This window comes from Azorhizobium oxalatiphilum, assembly GCF_014635325.1.
In the GTDB taxonomy this organism is placed as follows: Bacteria; Pseudomonadota; Alphaproteobacteria; order Rhizobiales; family Xanthobacteraceae; genus Azorhizobium; species Azorhizobium oxalatiphilum.
In genome coordinates this window covers 309,179-322,089 of the sequence record NZ_BMCT01000002.1, presented here as the reverse complement: position 1 = coordinate 322,089, position 12,911 = coordinate 309,179, and the positions used below count along the sequence as shown (strand labels likewise).

At 64.3% G+C, this 12,911-nt stretch carries 13 protein-coding genes; 9 read left to right on the top strand and 4 right to left on the bottom strand.

The annotated features are described in order from the left end of the window. Positions 1-2: 2 nt before the first annotated feature. The 3 genes from IEW24_RS10000 to IEW24_RS09990 all read left to right on the top strand — a co-directional run bounded on the left by IEW24_RS10000 (position 3) and on the right by IEW24_RS09990 (position 2,332). Positions 3-293: an acylphosphatase gene (locus tag IEW24_RS10000; RefSeq protein ID WP_188578018.1), complete on the top strand. Its 291-nt coding sequence runs from the start codon at positions 3-5 to the stop codon at positions 291-293. A 96-nt stretch (positions 294-389) separates the two neighbouring features. Next, a complete protein-coding gene (locus IEW24_RS09995) occupies positions 390-1,940 on the top strand; it encodes a glycosyltransferase family 39 protein (RefSeq protein WP_188578016.1) in 1,551 nt (516 codons plus the stop codon). Between the two features lie 134 nt (positions 1,941-2,074). After that, positions 2,075-2,332: a hypothetical protein gene (locus IEW24_RS09990; protein WP_188578014.1), complete on the top strand. Its 258-nt coding sequence runs from the start codon at positions 2,075-2,077 to the stop codon at positions 2,330-2,332. Positions 2,333-2,406: 74 nt separating this feature from the next. Here IEW24_RS09990 and IEW24_RS09985 read toward each other — a convergent pair whose 3' ends face one another. Further along, positions 2,407-4,443 (bottom strand): TonB-dependent receptor plug domain-containing protein, encoded by a 2,037-nt coding sequence (locus tag IEW24_RS09985; protein WP_188578012.1) that lies wholly within the window; start codon positions 4,441-4,443, stop codon positions 2,407-2,409. 458 nt (positions 4,444-4,901) lie between these two features. Between IEW24_RS09985 and IEW24_RS09980 the strand changes: the two genes are divergently transcribed. Then, a complete protein-coding gene (locus IEW24_RS09980) occupies positions 4,902-5,300 on the top strand; it encodes a DUF3597 domain-containing protein (RefSeq protein WP_188578011.1) in 399 nt (132 codons plus the stop codon). A gap of 103 nt (positions 5,301-5,403) precedes the next feature. Here the strand turns inward: IEW24_RS09980 and IEW24_RS09975 are convergent, their stop codons facing one another. The 3 genes from IEW24_RS09975 to groES all read right to left on the bottom strand — a co-directional run bounded on the left by IEW24_RS09975 (position 5,404) and on the right by groES (position 8,529). Then, positions 5,404-6,120, bottom strand: coding sequence for an MgtC/SapB family protein (locus IEW24_RS09975; protein ID WP_188578009.1), 717 nt, complete (start codon positions 6,118-6,120; stop codon positions 5,404-5,406). A gap of 435 nt (positions 6,121-6,555) precedes the next feature. Beyond that, entirely contained in the window at positions 6,556-8,184 is a 1,629-nt protein-coding gene (groL, locus tag IEW24_RS09970; protein ID WP_188578007.1) for a chaperonin GroEL, read from the bottom strand. A 57-nt stretch (positions 8,185-8,241) separates the two neighbouring features. Then, positions 8,242-8,529 carry a co-chaperone GroES gene (groES, locus tag IEW24_RS09965; protein WP_188578005.1) on the bottom strand — a complete coding sequence of 96 codons (288 nt, stop codon included), beginning with the start codon at positions 8,527-8,529 and terminating at the stop codon, positions 8,242-8,244. 338 nt (positions 8,530-8,867) lie between these two features. Here groES and IEW24_RS09960 point away from each other — a divergent pair, with 338 nt between their 5' ends. The 5 genes from IEW24_RS09960 (at position 8,868) to IEW24_RS09940 (ending at position 12,811) form a co-directional block, all read left to right on the top strand. Next, positions 8,868-9,152, top strand: a complete 285-nt coding sequence (locus IEW24_RS09960) for an usg protein (protein ID WP_188578003.1) — start codon at positions 8,868-8,870, stop codon at positions 9,150-9,152. A 206-nt stretch (positions 9,153-9,358) separates the two neighbouring features. Continuing rightward, a complete protein-coding gene (locus IEW24_RS09955; RefSeq protein WP_188578809.1) occupies positions 9,359-10,255 on the top strand; it encodes a metal ABC transporter substrate-binding protein in 897 nt (298 codons plus the stop codon). Continuing rightward, positions 10,252-11,121, top strand: coding sequence for a manganese/iron ABC transporter ATP-binding protein (locus IEW24_RS09950; protein ID WP_188578001.1), 870 nt, complete (start codon positions 10,252-10,254; stop codon positions 11,119-11,121). The genes IEW24_RS09955 and IEW24_RS09950 overlap by 4 nt, the downstream gene beginning before the upstream one ends. Next, positions 11,118-11,978 (top strand): metal ABC transporter permease, encoded by an 861-nt coding sequence (locus IEW24_RS09945; protein WP_188577999.1) that lies wholly within the window; start codon positions 11,118-11,120, stop codon positions 11,976-11,978. Before IEW24_RS09950 ends, IEW24_RS09945 begins: the two co-directional genes overlap by 4 nt. After that, entirely contained in the window at positions 11,975-12,811 is an 837-nt protein-coding gene (locus IEW24_RS09940; RefSeq protein WP_188577997.1) for a metal ABC transporter permease, read from the top strand. Before IEW24_RS09945 ends, IEW24_RS09940 begins: the two co-directional genes overlap by 4 nt. Positions 12,812-12,911: the final 100 nt, after the last annotated feature.

Below are 12,911 nucleotides of genomic sequence, written 5' to 3'. Positions count from 1 at the left end.
CCATGGAAGACGCTCTGGCCCTGCACCTCCTCATTCATGGCCGTGTGCAGGGGGTAGGCTATCGCGCCTGGTTCGCCGAGGAAGCGCAGGCGCGCGGCCTCGCCGGCTTCGTGCGCAATCGGCGCGAGGGCACGGTGGAAGCCGTTGTCGCCGGGCCGGAAGCGGAGGTGGAGGCACTGGCCGAAGCCTGCCTCGCCGGCCCGCGTGCTGCCGCCGTGACCAAGGTGGAGCGCGGGGCCGTGGAGGGCGAAGTGCCGCACGGCAGCGGGTTCAGGGTGCTGTCGACCGTTTGAAACGTTCCTAACAGCGCGTGCTTTCCCTGCAATAGTCAGCCGCTGACGAGGCGGCTATAGACCGGGGCCATCGACGCATCGTCCTGGGAGGATGTCGTGCCCCTTTCGCCCACAGCGGTGCCCAACGAATTGCGCTACGGGAGCCCGCCTTATGGCCGGGCGCCGGTGGCTCCCACGCCCTGGTGGGCGAAGCCGTCGGGTGTCGCGCTCATCGTCGGCCTCTGGGCGCTGGCCCATCTGCTGGTGGCGTGGCTGCTGGAATCGTCCATCAACGTGGACGACGCCATCGAGAGCTATCTGGTCCAGTCATTCCAGCTCTCCTACGTGCCGCGCAATCCGCCGCTGTTCGACTGGATCCTCTACGGGCTGCTGTGGCTGTTCGGCCCCGGTACGCTGCCCTACGCGATCCAGCGCTACTGCCTGTTGTTCGTTCTCGGCCTGCTGGTCTATCGCGTCGCCAAGCAGGTGATCGCGGATCCGCGCCTGCAGGCGCTGGCGGTGTTCTCGCTCTCTCTGCTGTGGGTGATCGGCTATCACAGCCACCGCATCCTGACCCATTCCAACGTGATGATCGTGGCCATTGCCGGCGCCTTCCTCACGCTCACCACCATCACCCGCCGCCCGTCCGCCTGGCTCTATGCGGGCCTTGGCCTGTGGATCGCGTTCGGCCTGCTGGGCAAGTTCGGCTTCCTGCCCTTCATCGGCGTGCTGCTGGTGGCCGGCCTGTTCGAGAAGAGCTACCGCAACGCCATCCTCGATCGCCGCCTGCTGCTGACCATTCTCGTCGCCGCCATCCCGCTCGGCGCTTACGCGCTGACGCTCTATCTGATGAAGCAAGACGTGGTGGCCGCCACCGCCGAGGTGGTGGGGCCGTCGAGCGACGGCAGCATCGCCAAGGTGCTGGACACCTTCGCGGGGGCCTGGGTCGGGTATCTGCTGCCCTTCCTTGCGGTCGTGGCCATCGTCTTCCTGCCCTTCAACCGGGGCGAGGATGCCACCCCGAGCACGGAAGATCGTGCCGCCCCGCGCCGGGTGCTGCGGACCATCATCATCATCGGCACGTTCGGCACGCTCATCGGCGCGCTGGCCATGGGTTCCACCAGCCTGCGCGACCGCTATTTCCACGTCTTCTTCCTGCTGGCGCCGGTCTACGTCTTCGCCGAGCTGGAGCGCCTCGGCGGCTGGCAGCGGCGGGTGAAGCACTTCCTGTGGGTGGCGGGCATCATCGCCTTCGGCGTGCTGCTGGTGCGCGCAGGCGTGACCCTGTGGCCCGATCCGCGCCTGTGCGGGCGCTGCGTGGCTGCCGAGCCGCTGAAAGGGCTGGCGCCGGTCATCGCCTCCCAGTTCGGCGACCGGCCGACGCTGGTGGCCGACGACCGCATGTCCGGCGGCCGCCTGAAGGCGGCGATCCCGAATGCGCGCGTGGTGCTGATCCACCCCGACACCTACCGCCCGCCGGCCCGTCCGGCCACCGGCTGCGCCCGCATCGCCGGCATCGCGAACGGCATCGGCAACCTGCCGCTGCCGCCCTCGGACGGAACCGCCATCGAGCTTTGGTACAAGTGGTGGGGGCCGCTCCTGCGCCCCCGGCGCCAGAGCCTGTGGCAGATCACGCCGCTGAAGGCTGACGATCCACTCTGTCGGTAAATAGGTAGGGTGCATCAACCTGAGACGGTGCCCGGAGCCTGCTGTTTGGCGGGTGGTACAATCGTGCTTTGTATTTTGCAGATTGAAAGCAATCTAAAGAGGTGCTTTTCTACCTAACCGGGAGGACGGCAGAGATGAAGACCTTTGACGTAGAGGTGTCCACGCGGCACACCCCCTGTGAAGTAGATGGTATGGGAATTCCCCACGTCCGGATCGTTGTCGGTCGACATGCCGGACTGGCAGGAGGCGCCGTGGAACTCACCGCAGCCCTGCATAGCTCGGCAGAGATAGACAGTGCGGTGAACGCCCTCAAGGCCTCCATCGACAGGGTCGCCGAGCAGGCGAAGGTGTTCCTGGAGGAACAGGCCCGCCGTTTCCGGGGGCAACCCTGAGATCGCCGCAGCCCCGGCCACGAAGGTGGTCGGGGCTGCCAGCGTTTAGGGGGTGAGGCTGTGTCCTCTGAGGATCAGAACGTCACGCGACCATTGATGAAGAAGTTCCGGCCGGCTTCCGGATAATACCACTCGGTCTCATATTGCTTGTCGAAGATGTTCTGCACGCCAACCGAGAAGGTGGTCTGCGGGTTGAACTGATACTCCAGCGACAGATTGGCGAGGGCAAAGCCGTCGAGGCGTACGTAGCTGACGGCGCCATAGGACGGGCTGGTCCAGCGCGAGGACGCGAAGGTGGCGCTGGGGATGACGGTCAGCTTCTCCCACGCCTGCCACTTGGCATAGAGGAACGCATATTGCTCGGGCGTTCCGGTGGGCTCGATGCCGACGATGGGCGAGTCCAGGTCGATGTGCGTGTAGGTATAGTGCCCGCCCACCCGCAGCGTGTCGGTGGCCTGCCATTCGCCCTTCAGGATGAAGCCGACATTGTTGCTGTTGCCGACATTCTGGTTCTGGCTGATCCAGGTGTCGTTGGCGGTGCTCCACTGGACGGTGTCGACGCCCTGAATGAGGTTTGTCACCTGGCTGTAGAAGACTGTTGCCCCCAGCGTCAGCCGCTTGTCGAACGTATCGCTCCAGGCGATCTCGTAATTGGTGGCGCGCTCGGCCTCCAGGTCGGGGTTGGCGATGGCCGAACCGAAACGAGAGCTGAAACGCTCGAACAGGGTGGGGAAGCGCGTGCGGCTCGACACCGAGGCGCTCACCCGACCGGTGTCGCTATAGCGATAGATGGCGGCGAACTGCCAGTCGACGGCGCCGTCCGTGGTCAGCGGATGGTTGTAGAGCTGGTCGCCGGTGCCGTTGACGTCGCCATAATCCTCGGCGAGCAGCAGGTCCCGGTAGTTGTAGCTGATGCCGGTGACGAAATCGAAGCGATCGGTGACATGCAGGGTGTTCTCGACACCGGCGGACATCACCGCTTCCGACTGGCGGATGGTGGGATCCCAGCTGGTGCTGGTCAGGCCGGGCGTGTTCTCGTCCTGTGCGGCATGGCTGTCGCGACGATAGGTCAGCACGCCCTTGATGGTGTCCTGCGCGGTGAGCTGATGCACCAGCTCAAGGTCGGTCCCAAAACTCTGGTCATCGTAAAAGGAGTTGAAGCCGCGCGTGGACTGGGTGGTGAAGGCGTTGTTGTCATAGGCGGCGAGCGTGTTGTCGAACCACGTATAATAGAAGCGTGTGTTGAGTGATGTGCGCTCGCTCAACGCGGTCTTCGACAGGAAATAGACCGTCTGCCAGTTCCATTCCGGCCAGTCCCAGTTGCGGGTCTGGTTGGCATTGGCCGAACCGCGGAAGCCATTTGGCGTGCGGACATTATGGTAGATGTCGTAGGGGGAGCCCTTCTCACCCTGCTGCACCGTATAGTTGAATGTGTATTCGTCGGTGGCGTTGGGGGTGAAGCCCGCCTTCAGATTGATGCGCCAGTCCTGCGTCTCGGAATGGTTGCGGCGGCCGCCATCCTCGGCCCAGGGATTGAGGACGGTGAAGCCCTGCGGCAGGAAGAAGCCGTCGGAATCCGAGAATGTGCCGGTGGCCTGCACATAATAGCCCTCCTGCCGGGTGCCCAGCGAGAAGGTGCTGTCGAAGTTCGTATAGGTGCCCGTATTGCCGAGGCCGACGCCAGCCCGGATTTCGCCTTCCACCGCGCGCGTGGGCTTGCGGGTGACGAGGTTGATGGCGCCGCCCATGCCGCCAGGGCCGTTCAGGATGGAGACGTAGCCTTCCTGCACCTGCACTTCGGAGAGGTCCGGAGTGAGGAAGCGGCTGATGTCCAGACGATTGTCATAGGGCAGGTAGACGCGCACGCCGTCGATGGAGACCGGCACCTGCCAGAGATTGAAGCCGCGGACGGAGACCGTGGGCTCGTTGCGGGCGCCACCCTTGGAGGTGGCAACGCCGGGGGCGAGCGTCAGGGCATCGTCGAGGCGGTTGCGGTTGAAGGTGTACATCTCCTCATTGCTGAGGGTGGTCTCGGACAGGGCCGGGCCGAACGCCCCCCAATTGGGGCCGGAGGTGGCGCCCACCACATTGATCTGGCCGAGCTCGAACACTCCGGTCTCAGTCTCGGTCGATACCTGCTGGGCCTTGGCCGCTGCCATCGCAACCAGAAGCGCGCACGACGAAGCCGTCGCGCGGAGAAGCAATCTGCGCATAAAAAACCTGCATTGATGAGGCCGGGACCGCAGGGGCCGATCCCGTGGACTGAAGGGCTATTGATTGCGCGGGAGGGCGGACAACATCAGTTGCATCCCGCAGCGCTCGTTATATTCGTTTGAATATATCGTTGAGTCGTCCGAAGGCAATCACCTTACGGAACAAAGAGCGGGAATGCGATCTCCCCTCGGGAAACCTCGATCTATCGATAGCCGTTTTAAAATAACGGTCCGGGAGATGGCCTTGCTCCCGGACGGCTCGGACAAAAAGGCGCACCCGCGATCCGGTTTCGATTGAACCCGAGCCGCCCTCGGCGGATGATCCTGTTGGCTCCACATCCGGCCAGGAGGATCACATGAGTGTCTTCGGAAGGATCATGTCGGCCATTTTCGGCTCCAGTGCACAGGCTGAAGCCAGCCCGCCGCCGCCCACAGCCACACCGGACGCGGCTCAGGCGCCTGCCGCAGCTCCCCCGCCGGCCGCCGCGCCAGTACAGAGCGTCGATGTCGCGGCCGTGCTCAACGGCCTCGCGGCGAAGACCTCCGAGAAGCTCGACTGGCGACATTCCATCGTCGATCTGATGAAGCTGCTCGGGCTGGATTCCTCGCTCGCCGCCCGCAAGGAGCTGGCGAAGGAGCTCCATTACGATGGCGACACAGGCGATTCCGCCACCATGAACGTCTGGCTGCACAAGCAGGTGATGGCGAAGCTGGCCGCCAATGGCGGCGTCGTGCCATCCGACCTCAAGGACTGACCGTCGGGAATACGCCGTCCGAACCGCGCGCAACGCCCGTCCGTCGAGGTGGAGCGCAGGGGAGGCTGTGCCTCGCTCCCGTCAGCGCCCGAAGCCGCCGGTCTCAGGAACTGGTCGTCGCGCTCCAGGTGGCGTGCGCGACGCCGGGGTGCGCCTGAAGACGCTGCACCACTGCGTCCAGCTCCGCGCCATCGGCTTCGGTGGAGGTGAGGGTCGCGATGATCTCCACCTGCTCCTCTCCCCGCTCTTCAACTTCCAGCTCGGCGACGGGATATTGGGCGGCCTCCAGCCGCTCCTCCAGCAGATCGCGCATCACGCCGGCCCGCTCCACGGCGGTGGTCAGGCTCACCGCATAGGTGGCCTCCACGCTCTCGCTGCGGATGGGAATGCGGTTGATGGCATTCACCAGCGGCCGAAGCAGCGTGTTGCCGGCGATCACGAAGAAGGTCAGCAAGGCGGCCTCGGCCAGCCGGTCCACACCGGCGCAGGCCCCCACCGCCGCCGAGCACCACAGCGTTGCCGCCGTGTTGAGCCCGCGAACGTTGAGCCCCTCCTTCATGATGACGCCGGCTCCCAGGAAGCCGATGCCCGAAACCACATAGGAAATGACGCGTACCGCTTCCGTGTCGCCGGCAATGCCCTGCGCCAGATCGGTGAAGCCGGCTGCGCCCATGGCGACCAGCACATTGGTGCGCAGGCCTGCCGTGCGCTGGCGATACTGCCGCTCCGCACCGATCAGCGTGCCGCAGACAAAGGCAGCCACATAGCTGACCACGGTGTCGAGGAAGGGCAGGAGCTGGAAGCTCTCGATGAATTTCATGCAGCCCGATAGCTCCGCCGTGTGACGGCCAGATTACACGGACATGTTCTTGCCGGTCATGGGTCTCGGCGCATTCACCCTGACGATGCATCCGTTCCCGACCTGACGCGGGACATGTCGCCACGCTGGGATGAAATCACGCACCGCTTGGGCGGTAGCGGATGCATTTGTGCGTCATCCTATCCCTTCTTCGGCACTCCCGGGCGGTGAGAGCGTGAGCTTCAGCTGTGGTGGGAGCTGGAGCCGTGGAAGACGAAGGCGCGCGGGTGCTCGAAGGCATCCTTATTGTCATGCTGGTTCTTTGTTTCGGCGTTTTCACCCTGGCGGTGCACGTCTTCCCGACGTGAAAGCCGAGCAGGGAACCAGCGAAACGCCCAATGAAAAAGGGCGCCGCTTGCGCGACGCCCTCTTCTGTCTTTCGAAGCCGTGAAAGGCTCAGAAGTCCATGCCGCCGCCCGGCATCGCCGGAGCAGGAGCAGCCTTCTTCGGCAGCTCGACCACCAGCGCTTCCGTGGTGATGATCAGCGCGGAGATGGAGGCAGCGTCCTGAAGGGCGGTGCGCACCACCTTGGCCGGATCGATGATGCCGGAGGCGACCATGTCGACATACTCGCCGGTCTGGGCGTTGTAGCCGAAGGTGTAGGTGTCGTTCTCGAGGATCTTGCCGACCACGACCGAGCCATCATCACCGGCGTTGGCGACGATCTGGCGTGCCGGAGCCTGGATGGCGCGGCGCACGATGTCGATGCCGGTCTTCTGGTCCGGGTTCTCGGTCTTCAGGCCTTCGAGCACCTTGATGGCGCGCAGCAGGGCCACGCCGCCGCCGGGGACGATGCCTTCTTCCACCGCAGCGCGGGTGGCGTGCAGGGCGTCGTCCACGCGGTCCTTCTTCTCCTTCACCTCGACCTCGGTCGCGCCGCCGACGCGGATCACCGCGACGCCGCCAGCGAGCTTGGCCAGACGCTCCTGGAGCTTCTCACGGTCGTAGTCCGAGGTGGTCTCCTCGATCTGCGCCTTGATCTGGGCAACGCGGGCCTCGATGTCGGCCTTCTCGCCATTGCCGTCGACGATCGTGGTGTTCTCCTTCTCGATCACCACCTTCTTGGCGCGGCCGAGCATGGAGAGGTTCACGTTCTCGAGCTTGATGCCGAGATCTTCCGAGATCGCCTGGCCGCCGGTCAGGATCGCGATGTCCTGCAGCATGGCCTTGCGGCGATCGCCGAAGCCGGGGGCCTTCACGGCCGCGACCTTCAGGCCGCCGCGCAGCTTGTTGACCACGAGGGTGGCCAGAGCCTCGCCCTCGACGTCCTCGGCCACGATGACCAGCGGACGGGAGGACTGCACCACGGCTTCCAGAACCGGCAGCAGCTCCTGCAGGTTGCCGAGCTTCTTCTCGTGGATGAGGATGTAGGGATCCTCGAACTCAACGCGCATCTTCTCGGCGTTGGTCACGAAGTAGGGCGACAGGTAGCCGCGGTCGAACTGCATGCCTTCGACCACTTCGAGCTCGGTCTCGGCGGTCTTGGCTTCCTCGACGGTGATGACACCCTCGTTGCCGACCTTCTGCATGGCCTCGGCGAGGAACTTGCCGACTTCGGCATCGCCATTGGCGGAGATGGTGCCGACCTGGGCGATCTCGCTGTTGGACGTCACCTTCTTGGCCTTGGCGGCCAGATCCTTGACGATGGCCTCGACCGCGAGGTCGATGCCGCGCTTCAGGTCCATCGGGTTCATGCCGGCCGCAACGGCCTTGGCGCCTTCGCGGACGATGGCCTGCGCGAGCACGGTCGCGGTGGTGGTGCCGTCGCCGGCCAGGTCATTGGTCTTCGAGGCGACTTCGCGCACCAGCTGGGCGCCGAGGTTCTCGATGCGGTCCTCGAGCTCGATCTCCTTGGCGACAGAAACGCCGTCCTTGGTGATGCGCGGGGCGCCGAAGCTCTTCTCGATCACGACGTTGCGGCCCTTGGGGCCCAGCGTGACCTTCACGGCATTGGCGAGGATGTCCACGCCGCGCAGCATCTTCTCGCGCGCTTCGCCGGCAAATTTTACGTCCTTGGCAGCCATTGTGCCTGTTCCTTCAGGTTATGACGGTTGTCAGGAAATCGTCGGAAGAGACGGATCTCAGGCGGTCACGCCCAGGATGTCGCTCTCCTTCATGATGAGCAGATCCAGGCCGTCGATCTTCACTTCGGTGCCAGACCACTTGCCGAACAGCACGCGGTCGCCAGCCTTGACGTCGAGGGCGACGAGCTCGCCCTTCTCGTTGCGCACGCCCGGACCCACGGAGACCACTTCGCCTTCCTGCGGCTTCTCCTTGACGGTATCGGGGATGATGATGCCGCCAGCGGTCTTCTGCTCAGCTTCGATGCGCTTCACGACCACGCGGTCGTGCAGAGGACGGAAACCCATCGGGAATCTCCATTGCTTAGGTTTTTTCTCCGGGCCGCCCCCAAGGCCGGGTCCCGGTCACGCAAGGCCATCTAAGAGGCCGCCGGGGCGGCCACAAGGGGGGCTTCGCGTTTTAATTAGCACTCCGCAACAGAGAGTGCCAGATGCCCCGTCGGCCAGCAGGGCCGGGGGCGATCGCCCATCAAACAGGCGTTGTTAGCAGTCGCGGTGTTTCGCTGCTAAAGACTTGAAATTGCGTAATAAATCATTCCTTAAACTTGCCACGGGCAAGCTCTGTAGCCGACACTTGTTTCATTCGGCCCAACCACGAGGTTCAGCATAGGCGGAGGGTTCAATCCATGGCGTCGTCGGATTTTGCCAAGTCGGATTTTGCCCGGCAGATGGCCGGTTACGGGCTGGTGACGGCCCACATCCTCTATCGCATGCCCGATCATCCCAGTTTCCTACAGACTTATATCTGGCAGGATTACGACCTCTCGCCCCGTTTCCCTGAACTGAAGCGCTTTCTTGAATTCTGGCAGCGCGAGCTGGATGGCCCGCTGCATGAGGTGCGCGTGGTCCATAACCGCCTGATCAAGCCGGCCGAACTGCGGACGGTGGGTGGGGTCTTTAACCTGCACTGAGCGTCCGCTGAGGCGTCCGCCTAACTCTGGCGTGAGTGGGGGCGTCTGCATAGCGCAACGAGCCCGCGCGGCGTCGTTGCGATAAAATTGCAAATCATTCGCACTTGCAAAGTTCCGCAAGGTCATCGATCATGCCTGCAAATGCGAACCATTTGCAAAAGGAGGCATGTGTGCCCTCTGCGATCCGGCGGACGTTTCTCTTCGGAATGATGGGTGTGGGGCTCGCCGCCGTGTTGGCGACGGCACCGGCAGTGGCTCAGGAGGGAGGGGCGCAGAAGTTCAAGGCAGTGACCACCTTCACGGTCATCGCCGACATGGCGCGGAACGTGGCGGGGGATGCGGCGATCGTGGAGTCGATCACCAAGCCCGGCGCGGAAATCCATGAGTATCAACCCACGCCTGGTGACATCCAGCGCGCCCAGGGGGCTCAGCTCATCCTGTCCAACGGTCTCAATCTGGAGCTCTGGTTCCAGAGATTCTACCGCAACCTCAAGGATGTGCCCGAGGTCGTCGTCTCGGCCGGCGTCGAGCCGATGGGCATCAGCGATGGCCCCTACAGGGGCAAGCCCAATCCCCACGCCTGGATGTCGCCGAAGAACGCCATCCTCTATGTCGACAATATCCGCGACGCCTTCGTCCGGCATGATCCCAGGAATGCCGCGACCTACACGGCCAATGCGGACGCCTACAAGCGCAAGATCGAGGCGGCCATCAGCCCGATCCGCGCCACCCTCGACAAGATCCCGGCGGACAAGCGCTGGCTGGTGTCGAGCGAGGGGGCCTTCTCCTATCTCGCCCGGGATTTCGGCCTGAAGGAGCTCTATCTCTGGCCGATCAATGCGGATCAGCAGGGCACGCCGCAGCAGGTGCGCAAGGTCATTGACGCCGTCAGGGCGAACCGGATTCCGACGGTCTTCAGCGAAAGTACGGTGTCGGACAAGGCGGCCCGGCAGGTGGCGCGGGAAACCGGAGCTTATTACGGCGGCGTGCTGTACGTGGATTCCCTCAGCGAGGCGGACGGTCCCGTGCCCACCTATCTGGACCTGCTTCAGGTGACATCCTCCACCATCGCCAAGGGGCTGTCCGAGGGCCTGACGCAATGACCGCATCCGGCAGCGGCATTGCCGTGCGCGATGTGACCGTCACCTATCGCAACGGTCATACCGCGCTGCGGAACGCTTCGTTCGAGATTCCGACGGGTACCATCACCGCACTGGTGGGGGTGAACGGGTCGGGCAAGTCCACTTTGTTCAAGGCCATCATGGGCTTCGTGCGGAGCGCGCGCGGCGACATCAGCATCCTTGGCCTGTCGGTCAGGGATGCGTTGCGCCGGAACCTCGTCGCCTATGTGCCGCAGAGCGAGGAGGTGGACTGGAACTTCCCGGTTCTGGTCGAGGACGTGGTGATGATGGGCCGCTACGGCCATATGGGCCTGATGCGCCGGGCAAAGGCGGCCGATCATGCGGCCGTCGACAGGGCGCTCGCCCGGGTCAATATGGGCGAGTTCCGCAAGCGCCAGATCGGCGAATTGTCCGGCGGGCAGAAGAAACGCGTCTTTCTCGCCCGCGCGCTGGCGCAGGACGGCCGTGTCATCCTGCTGGATGAGCCCTTCACCGGCGTGGATGTAAAGACCGAGGAGCAGATCATCGCCCTGCTGCGCGAACTGCGCGACGAGGGGCGCATCATGCTGGTCTCCACCCACAATCTGGGTAGCGTCCCCGAATTCTGCGACCGGACCGTCCTCATCAAGGGAACGGTGCTCGCCTATGGCCCGACAGCGGAGACCTTCACGCAGGAGAATCTCGAACGGGCCTTCGGCGGCGTCCTGCGGCATTTCGTGCTCAACGCGGCAGGGAACGGCACGCCCGTTCCCGTGGAGGTCTACACGGACGACGAGCGGCCGCTGGTGTTCGAAGGAAGTCGGGCCAGGGCGCAGTCCATGACGGGCAGCGGCGGAGGGCCGGCATGACGGCGGGCCTGCTTGAACCCTTCGCCTACGACTACATGCTCAACGCCATGTGGGTTTCGGCCCTGGTCGGTGGCGTCTGCGCCTTCCTGTCCTGCTATCTCATGCTGAAGGGATGGTCGCTGATCGGCGACGCGCTTTCCCATTCCATCGTCCCCGGCGTGGCCGGAGCCTATATGCTCGGGCTTCCGTTCTCCATCGGCGCCTTCTTCGCCGGAGGTCTGGCCGCAGGTGCGATGCTCTTCCTCAATCAGCGCACCCGGCTGCGGGAAGACGCCATCATCGGCCTGACCTTCTCCGCCTTCTTTGCCCTCGGCCTGTTCATGGTCTCGCTCCGCCCCATGGCGGTGAACATCCAGACCATCGTGCTCGGCAATGTGCTCGCCATCACGCCGGAAGACACGCTGCAACTGGCGATCATCGGCTTCGTCTCGCTGGCCGTGCTGCTGGTGAAGTGGAAGGATCTGATGGTCACGTTCTTCGACGAGACCCATGCGCGCTCCATCGGGCTCAATCCGACCGTGCTCAAATTCATGTTCTTCGCGCTGCTGTCGGCCTCGACGGTGGCCGCGATGCAGACGGTGGGCGCCTTCCTCGTCATCTGCATGGTGGTTACGCCCGGTGCGACCGCCTATCTGCTGACCGACCGCTTTCCGCGTCTGCTCGCCATCGCGGTTGCCATCGGCGCGATCACCAGCTTTGCCGGTGCCTATGTCAGCTACTTTCTCGACGGGGCGACCGGCGGCATCATCGTCCTGATGCAGACGGCGCTTTTCCTGCTCGCCTTCGTCTTCGCCCCCAGGCACGGCATGCTGGCGGCTCGCCGCCGCGCGGCGCGGGCGCTGGAGGCCGCCCCATGATCCAGACCCTGCTTGCGCCCTTCCAGTTCGACTTCATGGTGAACGCGCTGGTCATATCGGTGCTGGTGGCGGTGCCGATGGCGCTGCTGTCCTGTTTTCTGGTGCTGAAAGGCTGGTCACTGATGGGGGATGCGATCAGCCACGCAGTCTTTCCCGGTGTGGTCCTCGCTTATATGGCCGGGCTGCCCTTCGCTGCCGGCGCCTTCACGGCGGGCATGCTATGCGCCGTCGCCACCGGCTTCCTGAAGGACAACAGCCGCATCAAGCAGGACACGGTGATGGGGGTCGTCTTCGCCGGCATGTTCGGCCTCGGCCTTGTCCTCCACGTACGGATCCGGTCCGACGTCCATCTCGATCACATCCTGTTCGGCGACATGCTGGGCGTCTCCTGGCGGGATATCGGCGAGGCTGCCCTTATCGCCGCCGTCACAGCCGCGATCATCGGCTTGAAGTGGAAGGATTTTCTGCTGCACGCCTTCGATCCCGCACAGGCGCGGGCGGTCGGCCTTCGCGTCAACCTGCTCCATTACGGCCTGCTGGCGCTCATATCGCTGGCCATCGTCGGCGCATTGCAGGCGGTGGGGCTCATCATGGCGGTGGCCATGCTGATCGCGCCGGGCGCCATCGCCTTCCTGCTGACCCGAACCTTCAGCGCCATGCTGGTGGTGGCGGTCATGATCGCCGCGGCCGGCTCGTTTCTCGGTGTCTATCTGTCCTTCTTCGTCGACAGCGCTCCGGCCCCGACCATCGTTCTGCTTCTCTCCGTCGTCTTCGTGCTGGCCTTCATCCACGCCAGTCGTAAGGCGGCGCGCGTGGAAGCCGAGATCGTATGACGGAGGGCCGCAGGCCCGATCTCCCGCTACGGAAGCGTGGAAAAGCGGCAGTTGGGACACGGGATGCAACAAGCGCCCTGACTCCGCCTTTTTATCAGTG

What these genes read in the sequence shown, in the direction of transcription:
- IEW24_RS10000 (WP_188578018.1), top strand. Translation starts at nt 3, where the DNA reads ATGGAAGACGCTCTGGCCCTGCACCTCCTCATTCATGGCCGTGTGCAG.
- IEW24_RS09990 (WP_188578014.1), top strand. Translation starts at nt 2,075, where the DNA reads ATGAAGACCTTTGACGTAGAGGTGTCCACGCGGCACACCCCCTGTGAA.
- IEW24_RS09980 (WP_188578011.1), top strand. Translation starts at nt 4,902, where the DNA reads ATGAGTGTCTTCGGAAGGATCATGTCGGCCATTTTCGGCTCCAGTGCA.
- IEW24_RS09975 (WP_188578009.1), bottom strand. Translation starts at nt 6,120, where the DNA reads ATGAAATTCATCGAGAGCTTCCAGCTCCTGCCCTTCCTCGACACCGTG.
- groL (WP_188578007.1), bottom strand. Translation starts at nt 8,184, where the DNA reads ATGGCTGCCAAGGACGTAAAATTTGCCGGCGAAGCGCGCGAGAAGATG.
- groES (WP_188578005.1), bottom strand. Translation starts at nt 8,529, where the DNA reads ATGGGTTTCCGTCCTCTGCACGACCGCGTGGTCGTGAAGCGCATCGAA.
- IEW24_RS09960 (WP_188578003.1), top strand. Translation starts at nt 8,868, where the DNA reads ATGGCGTCGTCGGATTTTGCCAAGTCGGATTTTGCCCGGCAGATGGCC.
- IEW24_RS09955 (WP_188578809.1), top strand. Translation starts at nt 9,359, where the DNA reads ATGATGGGTGTGGGGCTCGCCGCCGTGTTGGCGACGGCACCGGCAGTG.
- IEW24_RS09950 (WP_188578001.1), top strand. Translation starts at nt 10,252, where the DNA reads ATGACCGCATCCGGCAGCGGCATTGCCGTGCGCGATGTGACCGTCACC.
- IEW24_RS09945 (WP_188577999.1), top strand. Translation starts at nt 11,118, where the DNA reads ATGACGGCGGGCCTGCTTGAACCCTTCGCCTACGACTACATGCTCAAC.
- IEW24_RS09940 (WP_188577997.1), top strand. Translation starts at nt 11,975, where the DNA reads ATGATCCAGACCCTGCTTGCGCCCTTCCAGTTCGACTTCATGGTGAAC.